Below are 18,740 nucleotides of genomic sequence, written 5' to 3'. Positions count from 1 at the left end.
CAATGCCCGGCTTTAGCCGGGCATTTTTTTATGAGGCCAGCCATGAGCAAGAAACGCATTTATGTTGCCTACACAGGCGGTACCATCGGCATGCAAAAGTCGGCCCAGGGTTTTGTGCCTGCCCCGGGATTTTTGACCCAAACGGTGCAAAACATGCCGGAGTTTTTTCGCCAGGAAATGCCGGAGTTTCGCATTCATGAATACCCCGAGTTGATAGACTCCTCCAACATGACGCCAGCCCATTGGCTGCAAATTGCCAACGACATTCAACAGCATTACGCCGACTACGATGGTTTTGTTGTGCTGCATGGCACCGATACCATGGCTTACACGGCTTCGGCTTTGTCGTTTTTGTTGGAGAACCTGGCCAAGCCTGTGATTGTTACCGGCTCACAAATCCCCTTGGCCCAACTGCGCAGCGATGGCCAGGTCAATCTGTTGAATGCACTTTATCTGGCAGCCTATTACCCCATCCATGAAGTATCGTTGTTTTTTAACAATCAACTGTTTCGTGGCAATCGCGCCACCAAGGCCGATGCCGATGGCTTCAATGCCTTTGCCTCGCCCAACTACCCCGCCTTGCTGGAAGCCGGCATTCAGATCCGCTTGCAGGCTGGTGCCCTGAGCACCACAGAGCGGCATGCGGCCCCACTCAAAGTTGCGGCAGTGGTGCCCCAACCTATCAGTGTGGTGACCCTCTATCCGGGGATCAGCGTCGATGTGATTGCCAATATGGCGGCCGCGCCGGTGAAAGCTTTAATCATCAAGTCGTATGGTGTTGGCAATGCTCCGCAACAGCCTGAGCTGCTGCACACATTGCAGCAGGCGACAGAGCGCGGCACGGTGATTGTCAATTGCACCCAGTGTTTTCGTGGGCAGGTCAATATGGAGGGCTACGCCACTGGCAACGCACTGAAAGCCCATGGCGTGATCAGCGGCTACGACATGACGCTGGAAGCGGCGCTGACCAAACTGCACTATCTGCTGAGCCAGGGGATCGACACCGAACAGGTTCGCCAGCAAATGCAGCAGAACCTGCGCGGTGAGCTGAGCAAAAACTAAGCGTCTATTCCCAAAGGCAACCGCTAAAGGCTTAGCACACGCTCCAACCGTTCCAGCAACGGCAACTCATTGGCTGCCAGTGGCCCATGGCTCAGCCAGCGGGCCAGCATAGTCTCCTTGCTAAAAGAACTGGCTTTGTTGTGCTTCTCCGCCAACAGCTGCAACTTGAGGGTTGATATTTGCTGAGCACTGGCAGATGCATCGCTCGCTTCGCCGGTGATCATCAGCTCCAGCACCAGGGTTAACTCAGACCGACTCAGGGGATCTGGCTGTTGCTGCATGGCGTCGCGCCACACCGCTGGCAAGCTGTCAAAATCAGTGCCGTTTCGAAGCGCCTCAAACAGTTGTTGATAAGCCTGCAGCGCCTGAGCTTGATGTTGCTGGTGCTGCTTTTGCTCCAACTTGTCCAGCAACTGCTGCCGAGAGCGCTGCAAAGAGTCAAAGCCACTTAAGTCCAGTGCTTTCAACTGGGTTTGCAGGGAGCTAAGCTGCTGCGGCTGATCACTCTGCGCCAGTGCCTGATCGCAATCCGCAAGCTGCTGTTGCAACACCTGCTGCTGTTGCTGGCGCTGCTGCTCTTGCTGCTGACGACTGGCCTTGAGTTTGGCAAAAAATGCATCGCAAATGGCACGAAACTGACGCCAAAGCTCGTCATCCACCCCTTTGCCTGCATAGGGTATCTGCTTCCAGGCCTGCTGGTATTGCTTTAGCATCACCGCAGCCTGGCCAGGCTCTTGTTGCTCGGTTGCTGCCTGAGCTTGCTGGATTAGCTGTTGCTTTCGCTCAGCACAATCGGCCTGTTGTGCCCGCCCCTGTTGTCGCAATTGCTGACAGAGCTCACGGTAGCCCTGTTGCAGACTGGCCAGTTGCGCTTTTGGCACAGGCCCTATGGCCTGCCATTGCCGCTGCAGTTGCCGCAGCAGCGCGAAAGGATCCGACTCTGAAGCAGCAAGCTCCGCTGTTGTTTGCGTCAGCAGCGCCTGCTTGGCGCTGGCATGTTGTTCACGCTCGGCTTGCTGAGCGGCGAAAAATTCCCGGCATGGCGCATAGGCCGCTTCGCAGGCTTCGTCAAATGCCTGCTGCCAACTGGCCTGCTGCTCGCTGTCGGTTTTACCCAGCGACAGCCAGTCGGCACGGGCCTTTTTCACCAAAGCAGCCCGCTCATTGGCATCAAACATGGGCTCGGCAGCCAATTGCTGCATCTGCTGTACCAAGGCTTCGCGCCGTGGTCCGGCAATAAAGGCTTGCAAATCCGCCAATTGTGCCAACTGCTCGCGCGCCTGCTCAAAGCGACTTTGCAGCTGTTGTTGTTGCTCTGGCAACAGCAGCTGATAGCTGGCTTCAATGCCTTTGAACAAACCAAACAGCGATTTAAACTTCCCCGCCTGGTGTAAGCGGGCAAATTCATGCAGTTTGCCGCGGCATTGCCGCAGCGCTTGCGTCAGCTGCTGTTCAAAGCCATTAGCAATGCTTTGCCACTGCTGTTGCAGTGTCTGTTGTTGTTGCTTGAGATCCTCTGGCAAAGGCAAGCTAAGATCGTCGACCAACTGCTGCCAACGCTGCCGGTACTGCTGCCAGCTGGTACTGGCGGCTTGCCAGTCCTCCAGCGTGTCAGGCATGGCCTCAGCCTGCCATTGCTGCAGCAGCTGCTCCGCCTGACTGAATCGAAGCGCGACCCGGGGTAAGTCGGCCAGCTGACTGCCCAACTGCTCCAGCGCCCGCTGCAACCTAACCCGCTCAGTAGCTGGGATTTCTGCCTGCTCAAGCTGCGCGGCCAGCGCTTGGTACTGGCCATTGAACTGGTCCAGTTGCTGCACATTGGCTTGAGGCAGGTTTTGCCGCAAACTTTGCAGCACGTCGATTTCAAGCGCGGTGATGGCTTTGCGAATGCCATTGATTTGCAGCTGCTGCTGTTGCTGCTGCTCCTCGGCCAACCTCTGCTGTGCCTGTTGCTGCCAGCTGTCGGCAAAAAAATGTTCAACCGACTGGCTCAACTGCTGATGCTTAGCAAAGAGCGCTGCGGCCTCGTCCAACTCGTTTAGGGCGTCAGCCAAATCGGCCCACTCCTGTTGGTACTGGCCATAGCGCTGCTGACTGTCGGCCGGTGAGCGGTCTTTTAAGGCATTGATTTTGGATAAAATTAAACTGGCCTGTTTACACAGGCGAATGGGCTTTTCCTGTTGTTCCCGCCGCTCAGTAAGCAGTTGGTCAATGGCGGTAGCTAAAGCGGGCTCCAGCTGCTTTTGCAACGCCTGCAGCGTTTTTTCATCCTCAATCCTTGGCAAGAGTTCGAGTCGGGTCTTAAGTTCCCAACTGGGATCCTGCACCGCTTGCTGATAGAGGTCTTGCCGGTCCAGCCGCTGCAGCAAGGCCAAGCGAATGGATCTATCCTGCTCCAGACGCAAGATATGCTCCAGCACACTGCTGCGCTGACATTCAGCGATAAACTGCTGCTTCAAACTCAAGGTCAGCTGATTGGCGGTGACCATCTCAACCACCCGGCGCTCGGCCTCGGCACGCAAGCGTTCCGAGGCTTCTTTTTTGCTGGCTTGCCACCAGAGTGAAAAATCATTGAGCTTCTCGAGCGCTGCTTGACGCACAGCCATCTGACCGTCGTTAAAAGCCAGCTCATGCAGGATTTGTTTGTAATCACTCTGGGATTCAGATAACTCAGCAATGGCGGCTATCCGCTTATCCGGGTTTGGATCCTGCCACTTAGGCCGAAGCAATCGTTTAAAGATCATCATGGTCAAACCGCGCTATCGCTGCTTGTTGCTGCCAGGCTGCCTTCTGTTCAGCTTTACTTTTTTGTACCATCTGCCCATCGGCACCAATGGTAAAAGGCTCATCGCTTTTCAGTATTTTGGCCTGATAAGCCATCACCAGCTGCATGCTGTGTGAACGTTGCGCTTCCGACAGCAGCTTGCCATCGGGCCAGCGCCCTGTAGCCACCGCATCCGCCAGCTTTTGATAGGTTTCAGGCGTCAAGGCGCCGATTAAGGAGTCAAAGTCCATGTTTGGATTTTCGCTTCAACATCAGAATCCGGACCCGGTTGACCAGATACCAGATAAAGCCAACACCAATGGCCGCAATGGCCGCATAGTATTGCCAGCCATAGGGCGGCAACTGCCAGTAAAAAAAGAAACCGGCAAGAAACAAAATCATTGCAATCATCGATTGCGTCATCAAAGACTGACTTTGGTTTAAGCGTCGGTCACGTGCCATCGCGGCCAGTTTTTCCTGATCCAATTCTGCGATGCCCATGCCACACTTGGGGCAGGATGGTGCTTTGTCCGAAACTTTTTGCCCGCAGGACGGACAACTGATAATCGCCATAGTCTCCCCTTGCCTGCTGGCTGTGCTGCCAATGACAGCACAGCAGCTTTGGTTAACGAAGTTGATCCACAATGGCCAACACAGCCGTTAAGCTGTCGTGGCCAAATTTCATCGAGCGCACATCGCTCCAGCCATAGAGGTCATCGGGCAACTTGTCGTTGTCTTTAAATGGCATTTCCAGTGTAAAGGCCATGCAGTTAAACTGTTGCGCCACCCAGTTTGATGCCACGGTCATATTGGCCTGGCCAGGTGCATCCACCTCGTAACCAATCTCATTTTGAAACTCCGGCGTTGCCATCAACAGGTATTGGCGGAAGTTTTGCTCCAACGACTGCATGCGCGCATCAAAGCATGGCACCCCTTCACTGCCGGCCAGGAAGTTGTATGGGATGTTTTCATCGCCATGCACATCCAGGTACATGTCGACGCCAGTTTCCAGCATCATTTGTCGAACCAGAAAGACTTCCGGGCTTTTTTCCATCGAGGGTGCTTGCCATTCACGGTTCAGATTTACCCCAACCGCATTGGTTCGCAAGTGACCACGGGCACCGCCATCCGGGTTCATATTTGGTACCACATAGAAAACAGCTTTATCCAGCAGGCTTCGGGCAACGGCATCTTCGTCGTCCAGCAAACGCTCCAGCATGCCTTCGACAAACCACTCGGCCATGGTTTCTCCCGGATGTTGTCTTGCCGTGATCCAGATACGACGTTTGCCCTCACCGGGCTCACCAATCACCAACAAGCTCATATCGCGGCCATCCAGGGTTTCCCCCAGCTCGACCAGCTGACAACGCTCATGCAGCTGCGCCTGCTGCACCAGATCCAGGTGCTGCTCGTAGCTGTAGGGTGCAAAATAGGCAAAGTAAATCGAGTCGGCTTCCGGGTAATGGCTGATCACCAGCTCCTGACCGTTGTAATCGGTATCGACCCGGAACCAGGTTTGCCGATCGTAGGAAGCCACAGCCTGGTAATTTTTCCAGCCATCCGGGTAGGCAGAGTCATTTACATTGATGATTTTTAAGGTATGCAGCTCGCGATGCGGGCTGTGCAAACGGAAGTGAAACCACTGATAAAAGTCTGAAGCATTGTCTTTGCGAATAGCCAGGCGAATATCGGAAGGATCGGTAGCACTGATCACCTCAATATTGCCACTGTCAAATTGAGCGGTAATTTTCATAGGGATTCCGAGGTTGTCAAAAAACAGCGGCTGCGGAGCAGCCTTATAATTTGGTGCCAAGAGTACCATAACCAGGCAGAGAAAACAGCCTAACGCGCTCTGAGTTCCAGACCAAGCCGGCTGCTCCAGCCCATCGACTTGCGTTGCACCCGACCTTCATCATCCAGCACATAGTAGGTTGGAAAACCACGAATTTGGTAGTCCTGTTGTAACTGGTCATTGCCAAGCACCACCGGCATGCTAAGGCCCAATTCATCGGCAAAGTCTTGGACCTCAGCCAAATCCTGATAACTCAAAGCAACAGCCACCAGATTCCAGCCATCGCGCTGCAAAGCCTCCAGATTTGGCATACTGTACTTGCAGACACTGCACCAGGGGGCAAAAAAATACAGCACCGTTGGTTGCCCCACAAGATCATCCCGGCTTAGCCAGCCGTGGTCTAGTGTACGGTGATAAAACATCGGGGCTAAGGTATCAGCTGGAAGCAGGCTGCGCTCACGAAACCAGGCAACCGTTTGAACAATCAGCATCACTGCGATGAGGTGCAACAACAAGGAACGTATCATGGAACAAGCCACGGCACTCTGCCAAGAGGACAGAGTGCCCTACTGCACGATCTAGCCGTTGCGCTGCAGGCGACGACGCCAGAGCAACAGCAGCCCAAGACCCAATGCACTCCACAAAGAGCCTGTTGCACTCTTACGGTCGTAAACCAATTCATCTTCTACGCCGCAATCGCTCGGCTCGCCATTGGCAACAGGATTCAGCTTGACCGCACGGGCCTGAAACTCAGTTCTTGGATTGCCATCCTCGTCCAGCAGCACTTCGCCAAAAGAATTGCGCAGCGGCACCTCGGTGACGGCTGTTGCCAGTATTTCATTGCTGTTGTTGATGCTGGTGGCATCAACCAGGGTGTACGGGCTGTCGCACTCCAGCAAAGTATTCAAATCGATAAAGCTGTCTTCAGCAATGTTGTACTTAAAAGCCCGCTGACGCTTAACCGACGCGACGATGGCCTCGGTACGTCCAACCACAATGCCTTGATCGTTAATCGCTCGCGGATGGGTGTTGGCGCTGACAAATAAGTCCTCTGGAAAAACCATCTGTTGCGCACTGATGTCGTAGTAAAACATCCGGCGAGGGAACTGGCCGGAAATGGACCGCGTCGGCACCGCGTACCCCACCACGATATCGTTGTTGTTGATGTTGGTCGCGACGCTTTGTTGCCAATCCCGATCTTCGGCAGCAAATACCGGCAACACCTGGCCATCAATAAACAGAGAAGCACGCTGGCTTTGGTAAATAAATTGCTGGGTAAAGCAACCTGTGTAAGGGTTGCATCGCTCAACCCGGACGATATCACCCGAGTCGGAGTAGGTCGACTGCCCAACAATGATGCCATTGTTGTTCACTGCAAAAGCGCTGCTGGTGTACTGCACCGGGGTTAACTCTGTTTCCGGATGCGGCTCATTGCTGCCTTTATCGCCCAAAAAACCCAAAATTTCTGGCTCGGAGACGCTCAGATCAGGTTGCAGCTGCCAGGTCATGGCCCGTAGCAGATAACTGGGCGCACTGACCGAACTTAGTGAGTGCCAAAAGTGGTAACAGTTGATCTCTGGCGCACTGAAACCACGGCAGTCACGCTCTTGTGCGGTACGAAAGTTGTCGGAGACGCCCACACTGCCATTGCCAATAATCAAGCCTTCATCGCTGATGCCCCAGGCCGCACTGGAACCACCACCAAACTCCGCATACACAGGCGTTAGAGTCAGTCGCTGATCACCAACACGAACCACACCAAGGCGTTGAGCACCATTCGGCTGCCAAATCCAGTGTTCGGTGGGCTCAGGGATATCGTCACCTTCGTCGACCGACTCAGGATCGGTAGTGCGGGTAAACTGCACGTATTCAAATGGAGGGGTTGCAAAACCGACCTGAACGCCCAAATTATTTTGCCCTACGACCTGCTCATCGTTACCAATTTCTGTCTCGGTGGTACGAAAGCGCAAGGGTTCAACGCCCTGGCCCTGCTCAATAAAGGCTGCGGTCACGCTGACCGGTTGAAAACTGTAACGTTCCACCAGGTTGGCAATCTGCGTATCGCGAGCTGGATAGCGGCGGGTAAAGGCAGACGGCCACTCCAGCAAAAAATTGTACAAAATAGCATGGGTCTCGGCTGTCAAGACGCCGTCATCAAGCTCAGCGCGCTGCTCTTCGGTAAAAAGGTTATTAAGAACATCGCTGTCTAAATCAATGGTGCTGATATCAATATCCACCGAGTACAGCTGACGACCATTCAGCACAGCCACACCTTGATCGTTCACCGAAGTAGCATAGGTGGCACGTGCATCAACAACTTCGCCTAAGTCAACCACCTGGTACACAGCGGCTGAAGCGCTCATTGCGGTCAGTAGCGGCACCAAAGCCAGGCTGATGGGTGATAATTTCATTCAAAACCCCTATAAAATACGTCTGTTTATTCTGCTTCTAAAAGTTCCCAGCGCTCGTACGCATGCGCCAGCTTCGACTCAAGTTCGGCCAGTTGGTTCAACACCCCTTGGGTCTGATCCACCGGGCCGGAGAAAAAATCAGCTTCATTGACCTGCTGCTGCAGTTGCGAAAGCTCGGTTTCCAATGACTCAATCAGAGCTGGCAGCTGCTCCAGCTCACGCTTTTCTTTAAAGGATAACTTGCGGCTTTGGCTGGTACTGGCTGCCTTGCTGGCTGGTTGCGCTGCTTTCTCACTGCTTTTTTTACTTGGCTCAGAGGCGGCCTCAGCCCGTTGCTGCTGTTGCGTCTGCCAGCGTACCACATCATCGTAACCACCGGTAATGTCCAGGATGGTACCATGACCGGCAAACAACAAACTACTGGTGACGGTGTTATTGACAAATTCCCGGTCGTGGCTGACCAAAATCACCGTGCCCTGATACTGCTGCAGAATATCCTCCAGCAGCTCCAGCGTTTCCACATCGAGATCGTTGGTTGGCTCATCGAGGATCAGTAAGTTGCTGGGTTTGGCAAACAAACGCGCCAGCAACAAGCGATTTTTCTCGCCACCCGACAGCGCCCGTACCGGGGTCCGACTGCGTGCCGGTGGGAATAAAAAGTCCTGTAGATAACTGAGGACATGGCGGCTTTGGCCATTTTGCACAATTTCCTGGCGGCCATCGGCCACGTTGTCCTGCACGGTGGCGTCCAGATCCAGCGCCTGACGGTGTTGGTCGAAATAGGCCACTTCCAAATTGGCACCACGCTTAATGCTGCCCTGCTCCGGTTCCAGCTCACCGAGCAGCAATTTGATTAAGGTGGACTTACCCACCCCATTGGGGCCGATCAGCGCCAGCCGGTCGCCACGCATCACCAACAAATCCAGATGCTGCATCAAAGGCTCGCCACCAAAGCTGTGACTCAGCTTGCTGGCCTCAAACACCAACTTGCCAGAGCGTTCTGCCTGCTCAATGGCAAATTCAACTTTGCCTAAGGTTTCAACCCGGGCGGCCCGCTCTTTGCGCAAGGCTTTCAGTGCCCGCACCCGTCCTTCGTTGCGAGTGCGCCGTGCTTTGATGCCCTGGCGGATCCAGACCTCTTCTTCGGCCAGTTTTTTATCGAACAGCGCATTGTGTTGCTGCTCGTCTTCCAGCATTTTTTGCTTGCGCTCCAGGTATTGAGCGTAATTGCCCGGATGCGAGGTCAGCTGACCGCGGTCTAAATCGATAATGCGGGTGGCCAAGGCGCGGATAAAGGCCCGGTCATGCGAAATGAAAATAATGGCGCCTTTGAACTCTTTTAAAAAGCTCTCCAGCCACTGAATGGCAGCAATGTCCAAATGGTTGGTAGGCTCATCCAGCAGCAGAATATCCGGTTTGGCTACCAGAGCCCGGGCCAGCGCTGCTTTTCGCAGCCAGCCACCGGACAAGGACGCCAGGTTGGCATCGGGATCCATTGCGAACTGCTGGCACAAAGCGGTTACACGTGCTTCCAGGCTCCAGCCATCACGGCTATCCAGCTCGGCTTGCAGTTGCTCGAACAAACGCATTTGCTGCGGGCTATCGGCGTCCAGCGACTCCGATAACTGATAAAACTGCTGCAGTTTGTCGGCCAGGTCGCCCGCGCCCTCGCGGATAAAGTCGGCAATGCGGGTGTCCATTTTGGCGGGCGGATCTTGCTCCAGCCGGCTAAGCACCACACCGGTTGGCAGCACCACCTGACCGTCGTCCAGGCTTTGCTGACCGGTCAGCACTTTTAAAAAGGTCGATTTGCCGGCACCGTTGCGCCCGACCAGACAGACGCGCTCGCCACTGAATAAACTAAAATCCACTTTATCCAGCACCGGATGGGTACCAAAGGCCAGACAGGCCTGCTGAAAACGTAATACTTCCACCGTTAGTCTTCCTGTAACTGTAATTGCAGCCAGGCCGTCAGTTGCGCCTGGTCAAAGGGCCAGCCGAGTGTGGCCTTGGTGTGGCGGCAGGCCAGCACCGGGATTAGCACCCGGTATTGCTCAAATAAATGCGCATGATCCACGATGTCCAGCACCTGATACTGGCCACTCAGGCCTGCTTGCTGCAGCATCTGCTCGGCTTGCTCACACAGATGACAGCCCCAGGTACTGTAGAGTTCAAACCGCACTGTCATCGGCTCAGCTCAAAACAGACATGAATGTGCGGGTTGCGCTTAAAGTCTTCCGGCAAGGTTGCCGCCGAAATGTCTTTCACCTGCCAGCCATCGGCTTCGAGCGCTGGGTAGTCGAGCTTAAAGCGCCGCTTGTTGTTGGAAAAAATCACCATTCCGCCCTCGTTCAGACGGTCTTTCAACTGGCTAAGCAGACGCAGATGGTCGCGTTGCACATCCCAGCTGTCTTGCATCCGTTTTGAATTGGAAAAGGTCGGCGGGTCGACAAAAATCAAATCAAAACGCTGTTGGCAGCGGCCCAGCCATTGCAGGCAATCGGCCTGCTCAAAACGATACTGAGGACCATTCAGCCCATTGAGTAAAAAATTGCGCTTGGCCCAGTCCAGATAGGTATTGGACATGTCCACCGTGGTGACCGAACTGGCACCGCCCAGAGCGGCATGCACCGAGGCAGTTCCGGTGTAAGCAAAAAGATTCAGCACCGCTTTGCCTTTGGCCTGCTGTTGAATGCGGCGACGGGTCAGGCGGTGGTCCAAAAACAAGCCGGTATCGAGGTAATCGCGCAGATTCACCCAAAACCTGGCACCGTACTCCTGCACTTCCTTGTACTGGCCTTGCTGCTGCAAGCTTTGGTACTGCTTGCTGCCTTTTTGCCGCTCCCGCACTTTCAGCACCATCTGATCCGGACGAATGCCCAGTACCTGCGGCACCTGATTGACTACATCGAACAGGCGCTTTTGCGCCACCGCTTCGTCGACAGAAGCCGGCGGAGCGTATTCGTGCACCACCACTTCACCGTCGTACCAATCGACCGCCACGTTGTATTCGGGAATATCGGCATCGTACAGCCGATAGCAGCTTAAGTTTTCCCGCTCCGCCCATTTTTTTAACTGTTTGCGGTTTTTGCTAAGCCGGTTGCCAAAGGAGCTGCTTTCGCTGAAAAACAGCGCCGGCGCTTCGGCATTGCGACTTTGCACCTGCTTTTCGGTCAGTTCAAACAGGCTGAACTCGCAATCGAGCGGCCCATTGCTGAACTGATAGCTTTTGCTGCGTGCCAGTTTCAGCGCCCGCAATAAATCCTGATTCGAGGTAATAACAGCCAAACGCCAGCCGACAAAGTGCTGCTTTAACGCCACTGAAAAACGGGTGTAGAGCGGGATCAAGGCTGGCAAGTCTCCCAACCGCTCACCGTAAGGCGGGTTGGTCACAATAACGCCCGGCTCCTCTGCAACCGGGCAACTCATCGCCGTAGCATCGCCGTCCAAAAAGGTAATGGCCTCGGCCACGCCAGCATTGCTGGCATTGCGCAGAGCTTTTTGCAGCACCTGCGGATCCTTATCCATGCCAAACAAGCGCCCGACTGGCAGTTCGGTTTTGGCGGCCTGAGCGTCTTTACGCAGCCCCTGCCACAGCGCAGGCCGGTGGCCTGGCCAGCCTTCAAAAGCAAAGCGCTCACGCTGCAAGCCCGGCGCTCTGTTGCCGGCCATCAGCGCTGCCTCAATCAGCAGAGTGCCACTGCCGCAGAACGGGTCAAACAGCACCTGTTCAAAGCGCCAGCCCGAGCGCAGCAGCAAAGCTGCGGCCAGGTGCTCTTTCAGCGGAGCTTCCCCCTGGCCAAAGCGGTAGCCGCGCTGGTGCAGTGAGGGGCCGGAAAAATCTTGCAAGAAATGAAAGGCTTTGCCACTTAGCCGCACCTGAAAACGAACATCCGGCTGCTGCTTGTCGACATTGGGACGCTCGTTGGTTTGACGGCGGAACTGGTCGACGATGGCATCTTTCACCCGCAGCGCACCAAACTGGGTGTTGTCGATGGAGGGGTGTTTGCCGACACAGTCAATGGCGATGGATTGCTGCACCGACATCAATTCGGTCCAGTTCAGCTGGCTGGCAATTTGGTAGAGATCGGTGGTTTTATCCACCATTTCAGTATGCAGATGCCGCAAGATGCGGGTCGCCAACCGCGACCACAAGCAGAGCGTATAGGCAGTTTTAAGATCCGCTTTAAAGCGCACCACCCCCATGGTGACTTTGATCACCTCACCCTGATGTCTGCGGATCTCATCCGCCAGTAACTCCTCCACACCTTTGGAGGTTAATGCCCAAAATTCCAGCATGCTTTGACTGCCATGAAAAAAATCGACGCCCAGTATAGCAGAAGCGAAACCCGAAGACGCACCTGAAGGGGTGAATCTTTGTTACCTTAGCAGTGGTATTTATCAGCAGATGCCGAATAAAGCAGCAAACGGTAGCCTGACAGTGAATTGGGGCTTGCGTCCTTTTAGAAAACCCCCTATCATTCGCCCCGCAATGACGGACGCGGGATGGAGCAGCCTGGTAGCTCGTCGGGCTCATAACCCGAAGGTCGTCGGTTCAAATCCGGCTCCCGCAACCAAACATGCATTGCAAATCAACCAATTATCTCTACTGCTCGGGGATAATTCACGGACGCGGGATGGAGCAGCCTGGTAGCTCGTCGGGCTCATAACCCGAAGGTCGTCGGTTCAAATCCGGCTCCCGCAACCAACTTTAAAGCCAGCATCAAGCTGGTTTTTTTGTATCCGGATTTCGGGAGCCCGACGCACGTCGGTTCGCTCTTCATAAGCTCCGCGGTGGCTCCCGCAACCAACATCAAGCCAGCATCAAGCTGGTTTTTTTGTATCCGGATTTCGGGAGCCCGACGCACGTCGGTTCGCTCTTCATAAGCTCCGCGGTGGCTCCCGCAACCAACATCTCAACCGGCCTAGTGCTGGTTTTTTGTATCCGGATTTCGGGTACCCTACCTCCTACCTGGATTGGTTGGTCTTTCGGGACCGTCAGCAACTGCTCGTTGAACAATCTGGTTAATCAGCTCCACCACTGAGTCAAGATCTGAGGGATCAATACCAAAGTGCTCGCTGAAAGCATGCAAGGTGTCTGCATGAAAGTCGGATACATTCCTGATTTCCGCTGCTGTAAGAGGTTGCTGAGATACCGACGCAATAAAGTTTTCAATCAGCGGCTCTCTAAAACCCGGCACTACACGGCGATTCATCAGGATTTGTCGCATGCTCTGTTGCGAGATGATTTCAATGCCAGGTGGTAAGGTTGGTTCTGCACCCGCAAAAGGCGATAAACTCACCTCGAGAAAAGTATTGCCACTAAGCACAACCTCGCGCTGAACAAAACCAACCTGGCTAAAGGTCAGTGTTCCTTCGGCTTGATTCAGTTGACTGATCTCAAACCGGCCTTGCCCATCGGTTGCAACCTGGCGCCCCGATGGCAGGTGTCGAACACTGACACCTGCAAGTGTCTCACCGGTCGGATCAGAGCGAACCACTCCTCTGACTGATACTAACGGCATGGAGGGATGGATGCTGATGGTACCGCGACCACTCTTCTGGCCGTCGGATGCCTGGTAACTAAAAACATACGGTTGTGCCAGTTCCGATAGAAGCGTCACCGACACTGTGCTACCACCATTTTCATAGTGTATCGGGCTGTTCTCACTCCGCTCAAAATTGACAAACCTGAAGCCAGCATAGTCTCCAGACAGTGTAAAGGAACTCCGACCACCGGGCTCAAGGCTCGCTTCAAAATCAGCGAGGTCGAGCTGGTTGTTATGCAGGATACGCGCCTGAAAAAGTGCTGCCGGTCGATGGCTAACGCCCAGCATCGACCAAATACGGTGGAGCTGCTTCAGATCCGCAGAAACAAAGCTGACAGATAGCTTTTTCAAACCTGGAGTGACCTCCTGCAACTGGCGATGATCACCCGGGCTAAAGAGGTTACGGCTATCAAAGAAAGCCATTACAGCAGACAGCTGTTTTAATCCGCTCAGATACAAGTCAGGTTCGTAGCGCCCGCTAGTGCCAAGGTTTGCAGAGATAAGCAACTGCAACGCGGTTTCCTCTATAGGAGTATCCGTCTCAGGCCTACCACCAAGCGCCTGCTTTTGCTCGATATTGAGCAGCGTAATCGCCAGACCGTCTTTGGGGAAGTTACGCGGTTGGGTGACAGACAAGGGTGTTGGGTAGAGCTTCGCAGAGTCACCTTCGGCATGAAAGTGCTGGTTTAGCTGATCGGTAAGAAACTGGATAATATGCTGAATCATGGCTTTATTAGTTTGATGTCCCCAAATGTCCAAAAAGCATAAACCACCCCCCCTGAAAATGCGAATCGATCCATGCCCCCTCTTGAAGCAGGTGCTTGCTTGTGTGACAGTTGGACACAACAGTGGTCAGCTTCCAACAGCTGCAGGTAGAAACAATGAAAGTAATTTTACTGGGAGCAACCGGTTTGGTTGGTGGTCATTTGCTGAAAGGCTTACTGAGCTGCGATGCCATTGACACCATTTACGCACCCCTGCGCCGGCCGTTGGCGATTGAGCATCCCAAACTTGTCACAGCGGTAAGCCAGCCAGAACAGTGGCCGGCCCTGTTTGAACACTGGCAAGCCGATGCATTGCTGCACTGTTTGGGAACCACCATCAAAAAAGCCGGCAACAAGCAAAACTTTAAGGCGATTGACTATCAGCTGCCACTGCAGGCCGCAAGCCTGGCAAAAACGAAGGGAGCTCGCTTTTGCCTTTGTGTCTCGGCTGTCGGCGCCAATGCCAACTCGGGTATTTTCTACAACCGCATCAAAGGTGAACTGGAGCTAGGTCTGACTCAACTTGGTTTTAACAAACTGCTGATTTACCGGCCGGGGTTGTTGCTGGGCCAACGCAGTGAATATCGCTTCGCCGAGCACCTGGCCAGCAAACTGATGCCTTTGCTGGCACCGCTACTGCAAGGCAAAGCCAGTCGCTATCGCGCTATTGCTGGCAGCACCGTCGCCAGAGCCATGCTAGCCGATTTGCAGCACCTAGCAGCGGAAGCAGAAGCTGAGGCGAAAGCCGGAGTATCAGTGACAAATGAAGCAAAGTCAGAGGTTGCCCTGCGTTATTTTTCGGATATGCAGCAGCTAGCTGCGGGTGCTAATTCGGGTTAGTTTTTCCCACACCTAAACACATAGTATTTTAAAACAACAAACCGGCAGCTGCCGGTTTGTTCAGTTTTCTTTGCCTTTGGAAAGCCCCAAAGGCGGGTGATTGCTGCAAGAGGTAGATGAAGGATCAGGTTTCATCCGGGAGGGCAGCAGCAATCACCCTTACACACATCAGAACACAGCGCGCACGCTAAGCGCATAGCGGCGGTCGGTGGTGAAGTTTAAGGCATCTGTCCTCACCCCTTCCTGGTTCATTTGATACTGGGTGCGGATCTCACTACGCAGCAGGTTGCTGCCCTCAATACCCACTTTCCAGTTGTCATTGATGCTGTAGTACAAGCTGGCATCCATCATCCCAGTCGACTTAGCATAGGCTGGTACATACTCTTCCGACTCCCGCAGCGTTAACAGGTACTCGGAGCGCCAGGTGTAGGCCAGACGGAACGACACCGCCTCGTACTCGTACATACCCACAATGTTCAGGTTCTTGTCGGAGTAGCCCTGCAACGGCAAGCCGCTGAATACTCGAAAGGTATTGCGGTTGTCGGCAATGCGGTTGCCTGCCTCGTCAAAACCCAGGGTGCCATCCGAAATTTCATTCGGATCTTCGAGACCGCTCTGATCAATGTAGGTAAAGTTGAACTGCAAGCCCAGGCCACTCCAGGCACCCGGTAGCATGTCGTAAAACTGCGAGTACGAGAACTCAGCACCTCGAATGCTGCCCGAACCGGTGTTGGCAGGACCATAGGCTGAAACATTGTAGCTTTCGCCTTCAAACTCCAGCGGCAGCTCAAAGGAGCGACTGCGAATGATGTTGTCCAGTCGTTTGTGGAACAAAGCCACAGCCATAAAGCCCGCCGGCGCAAAGTACCACTCGGTCGACAAGTCCAGGTTAATCGAGCTCTCTGGCTTCAGGTAGGGGTTGCCAGATAGTGCGGTCACCGCAATATTATCCAGCCCCACCACCGGGTTGTTTTCTTCATCGTAGTCCATGCCCGGTGTTTGCAAGCGGCGGTCGTAATCCAAATCCAACAGACTGATGTTGCGGGTATCCATCAGGCTTGGGTAATAAAGCCCTTTGGAAGCACCAAAGCGCACCACCACGTCTTCAGTCACGCCAACATTAAAGTTCAGGCTTGGTAAAATGGTGGTGTAGTTGGTGCCTTTAACCGTACTCAGCTGCGACTGCCCACCGGCCAGGTTAAAGTAACGCTGGTATTCCGGTTGCTGCATCACGTTGTACAGTGACGTATCCGGCTCGCCACGCCGCGCTTCAATCGGCTGTACAAAAGCGCCAGTGGATTGCAGCTTGTAGTTGACGTAGCGCAGACCCACATTGCCGGTCACTGGCATATCGAGATCAAGCAAGTCGAAGTTACCGCGCAGGTAAAACTCGGTCCGCTTTTCATTGGACGAGCTGATGTTGTGGGCAGCAAAAGGCCCCTCTACCCGGTTGGGCTTGTCTTCATAGGGGACGTAGGTGCCGGTACAAACGCCGTTGTTGGCGGCACTTAAGGTGGCATTGTGCCAGCCTTCCTGACAGCCCTGACGCAGCGACTGGGCGTAGTTGCGCACCAGGTCCATCCGGGGGAACAGGAAGTTGTTCACATTGCCCAGCAACACATTGCCGTGATAGAAATCGGAGAAATCAACCCGCTCAAACAGCTCGGGGCGATTGACCGCAGCAGCGGCATTGCGATCGGCCTGGATCCACGGCGTACCAATGGCTGACCAACCCTCGTAGGCCGTATCACGCACCGTCAGATCTTTATCCGAGTAGTAAAAACCGGTTCTGACCGCGGTAAAGAGACCATCCAGCTCGTAGGTTAAATCAAATTTGAAGCTGTCGGCACGGGCGGTGTTGTGTTCCTCTTGCTCCATACCGCTGCCAAGAAACACATTGGGGACCGGGCCATCCCAATCCTGATTGGGTGACCAACCGGCGGTCAGGATGTTGTCGCTTAAAAACTGCACCGTAGGACGGGAGCCCCGCATATCCAGGAAGTAAGGTGACACCACATGCACATGGTTGCCCCGGGTTTGACCCGACATGCTGTAGTTGTGCACCACTTTTTCCGAATCGATGTGCTGGTAGTCAAACACCATGGTCAGGCGATCGGTCGGCCGGTACACCAGATTGAAGGAGGTATCCTCCACCGTATTTTCGTTGTAGTTCCAACGACTGCGATAAAAGAATGGCGTTTCCGGACTCACCCCCAAGGCGATTCCCGAAGTGACGAAGTCACCACTGGTGGTTAAAGGAAAGCCATTGGCGGCATCGTCTTGCCAGTTTTGCGACGAGCCCATAAAGCTGCGGAACCCCTGAGCCGCCTGACCAATTTGCCGCTCATTCCACTCCAGGGAAGCACGGGAATTGATGTGCTCTAAAGTAGCAACCAGGGTATTGTCGGTATTGGCCCACTGCAATGAGGTGGTAAAGCCGGTGCGTTTGCGATCGTTGTCGGCGGTGCTCATATGAATAGCCACCGGCACGTGCCAGACACTGCCAGCAGGTTGTCCCGGTAAGGCCGGGCCATCTACCGGCGAGTCCGGGTCTACCCCGGTAATGCCGCCCCACTGATCCAGGGTAGGCACAAACGAATCGCCACGTGAGTGGAAGTTGCCAAGGCCAATGCCATCACCCCGAGTTTTAAAGGTGGACTGAGACGCCGCAATCAAAAAGCCAAAACGTCCCGCCTTGGTATCCCAGCTGTCGGAGAACAAAGCCGATACCGAAGGGGTCCAGTCTTTGCGGTAATCGCCATAATTGGCTTTGACATTAACAGCCAGCAAGCGCTCATCGGAGTCAAATGGCTTGCGGGTCACCAGATTGACCGTGCCGGCAATACCACCGGAAATAAGATCGGCGGTCTGGTTTTTCACCACCTCGACCGAGCCAAGCAATTCGGCAGGAAAATCCTCGTAGCTTAAACCACCCCAGGGATTGGCGCTAAACGCATCCCGGCCATTCACTTCGGAGCGAACCCGGTCCAAACCCCGTACCAGAACGCCAGTGCCTTCATCGGCGTAGTGCTTCGGATCGTCGGACGAAGCAAAGCGTTCAATGGTGACGCCAGGCACTCGCTGCAGGGCTTCGGTGACGGACTTATCCGGCAAGGCCCCAATATCGGATGCAGTAATGACATCTTTTACCGTATCGGCAAAGCGTTTCAGGTTCTGGGCACTGAGCAAACTGCCCCGGATGCCCCGGACTTGGATCACTTCAACTTGTTCATCTGCTGCCTCATCAATGACACCGCTGTCATTGTCAGCCAGAGCAAATACAGGCTGAAGTCCAATGATCGCAGCCGAGACGGCGATGGTTAACTTGTTACCTTTAAATTTTGTTCCAGGCATGGTGCACTCTCTTTGTTATCTCTCGTTATGATACTGTGGTTCTGTTGTCTGTCACAAGCCGCTGACCAATGCAGCAGATGGGACTTGCAGCCCTGTTTTTCTGCAAGCTCATTGTTACTTTGTACCAACGAGAGCAAAAAGTAAACAGTTATTTTCGAATTAACCGTGGTTTTTTTGCTGAAAAAAGCAGCTATGCATCTTGTT

Annotated in this window: 13 protein-coding genes and 2 tRNA genes; 4 read left to right on the top strand and 11 right to left on the bottom strand. The window is 54.1% G+C overall.

Annotated elements, in window-relative coordinates; genetic code table 11:
* Nucleotides 1-42: 42 nt before the first annotated feature.
* On the top strand, nucleotides 43-1,062 hold the full coding sequence (gene ansA, locus Q3O59_RS06055) for an asparaginase (RefSeq protein WP_305944717.1): 1,020 nt from the start codon (nucleotides 43-45) through the stop codon (nucleotides 1,060-1,062).
* Between the two features lie 23 nt (nucleotides 1,063-1,085).
* Here ansA and Q3O59_RS06050 read toward each other — a convergent pair whose 3' ends face one another.
* From Q3O59_RS06050 to rlmKL, 9 genes are all read right to left on the bottom strand, one after another.
* Nucleotides 1,086-3,809 carry a DUF349 domain-containing protein gene (locus tag Q3O59_RS06050; protein WP_305944716.1) on the bottom strand — a complete coding sequence of 908 codons (2,724 nt, stop codon included), beginning with the start codon at nucleotides 3,807-3,809 and terminating at the stop codon, nucleotides 1,086-1,088.
* Nucleotides 3,796-4,077 carry a YeaC family protein gene (locus tag Q3O59_RS06045; RefSeq protein ID WP_228593288.1) on the bottom strand — a complete coding sequence of 94 codons (282 nt, stop codon included), beginning with the start codon at nucleotides 4,075-4,077 and terminating at the stop codon, nucleotides 3,796-3,798. The genes Q3O59_RS06050 and Q3O59_RS06045 overlap by 14 nt, the downstream gene beginning before the upstream one ends.
* Nucleotides 4,067-4,399 (bottom strand): zinc ribbon domain-containing protein, encoded by a 333-nt coding sequence (locus Q3O59_RS06040; protein ID WP_305944715.1) that lies wholly within the window; start codon nucleotides 4,397-4,399, stop codon nucleotides 4,067-4,069. The genes Q3O59_RS06045 and Q3O59_RS06040 overlap by 11 nt, the downstream gene beginning before the upstream one ends.
* A gap of 52 nt (nucleotides 4,400-4,451) precedes the next feature.
* Complete coding sequence (locus tag Q3O59_RS06035) at nucleotides 4,452-5,579, bottom strand: M14 family metallopeptidase (protein ID WP_305944714.1); 1,128 nt, start codon at nucleotides 5,577-5,579, stop codon at nucleotides 4,452-4,454.
* An 89-nt stretch (nucleotides 5,580-5,668) separates the two neighbouring features.
* Nucleotides 5,669-6,145 carry a TlpA disulfide reductase family protein gene (locus Q3O59_RS06030; RefSeq protein WP_305944713.1) on the bottom strand — a complete coding sequence of 159 codons (477 nt, stop codon included), beginning with the start codon at nucleotides 6,143-6,145 and terminating at the stop codon, nucleotides 5,669-5,671.
* 51 nt (nucleotides 6,146-6,196) lie between these two features.
* On the bottom strand, nucleotides 6,197-8,029 hold the full coding sequence (locus Q3O59_RS06025) for a DUF3466 family protein (RefSeq protein ID WP_305944712.1): 1,833 nt from the start codon (nucleotides 8,027-8,029) through the stop codon (nucleotides 6,197-6,199).
* 26 nt (nucleotides 8,030-8,055) lie between these two features.
* The gene (uup, locus tag Q3O59_RS06020; RefSeq protein ID WP_305944711.1) at nucleotides 8,056-9,963 is read right to left on the bottom strand and encodes an ATP-binding cassette ATPase Uup; all 1,908 of its coding nucleotides are present in this window, start codon (nucleotides 9,961-9,963) and stop codon (nucleotides 8,056-8,058) included.
* Nucleotides 9,964-9,965: 2 nt separating this feature from the next.
* On the bottom strand, nucleotides 9,966-10,217 hold the full coding sequence (locus Q3O59_RS06015) for a glutaredoxin family protein (protein WP_305944710.1): 252 nt from the start codon (nucleotides 10,215-10,217) through the stop codon (nucleotides 9,966-9,968).
* Entirely contained in the window at nucleotides 10,214-12,328 is a 2,115-nt protein-coding gene (gene rlmKL, locus Q3O59_RS06010) for a bifunctional 23S rRNA (guanine(2069)-N(7))-methyltransferase RlmK/23S rRNA (guanine(2445)-N(2))-methyltransferase RlmL (RefSeq protein WP_305944709.1), read from the bottom strand. The genes Q3O59_RS06015 and rlmKL overlap by 4 nt, the downstream gene beginning before the upstream one ends.
* A gap of 201 nt (nucleotides 12,329-12,529) precedes the next feature.
* On the opposite strand from rlmKL, the gene Q3O59_RS06005 reads away from it, so the two are divergent.
* Both Q3O59_RS06005 and Q3O59_RS06000 read left to right on the top strand, forming a co-directional pair.
* A tRNA-Met gene (locus Q3O59_RS06005) sits at nucleotides 12,530-12,606 on the top strand.
* A 54-nt stretch (nucleotides 12,607-12,660) separates the two neighbouring features.
* Nucleotides 12,661-12,737, top strand: a tRNA-Met gene (locus tag Q3O59_RS06000).
* A 253-nt stretch (nucleotides 12,738-12,990) separates the two neighbouring features.
* Here Q3O59_RS06000 and Q3O59_RS05995 read toward each other — a convergent pair.
* A complete protein-coding gene (locus Q3O59_RS05995; protein WP_305944708.1) occupies nucleotides 12,991-14,304 on the bottom strand; it encodes a Pvc16 family protein in 1,314 nt (437 codons plus the stop codon).
* A gap of 155 nt (nucleotides 14,305-14,459) precedes the next feature.
* Between Q3O59_RS05995 and Q3O59_RS05990 the strand changes: the two genes are divergently transcribed.
* Nucleotides 14,460-15,182, top strand: a complete 723-nt coding sequence (locus Q3O59_RS05990; RefSeq protein WP_305944707.1) for a Rossmann-fold NAD(P)-binding domain-containing protein — start codon at nucleotides 14,460-14,462, stop codon at nucleotides 15,180-15,182.
* Between the two features lie 168 nt (nucleotides 15,183-15,350).
* On the opposite strand, the gene Q3O59_RS05985 is transcribed toward Q3O59_RS05990, so the two are convergent.
* Nucleotides 15,351-18,536 carry a TonB-dependent receptor gene (locus tag Q3O59_RS05985; RefSeq protein WP_305944706.1) on the bottom strand — a complete coding sequence of 1,062 codons (3,186 nt, stop codon included), beginning with the start codon at nucleotides 18,534-18,536 and terminating at the stop codon, nucleotides 15,351-15,353.
* Between the last annotated feature and the right edge of the window lie 204 nt (nucleotides 18,537-18,740).

Source organism: Alkalimonas delamerensis (assembly GCF_030717955.1).
In the GTDB taxonomy this organism is placed as follows: domain Bacteria; phylum Pseudomonadota; class Gammaproteobacteria; order Enterobacterales; family Alteromonadaceae; genus Alkalimonas; species Alkalimonas delamerensis.
This window is presented reverse-complemented; position numbering and strand designations above follow the sequence as displayed.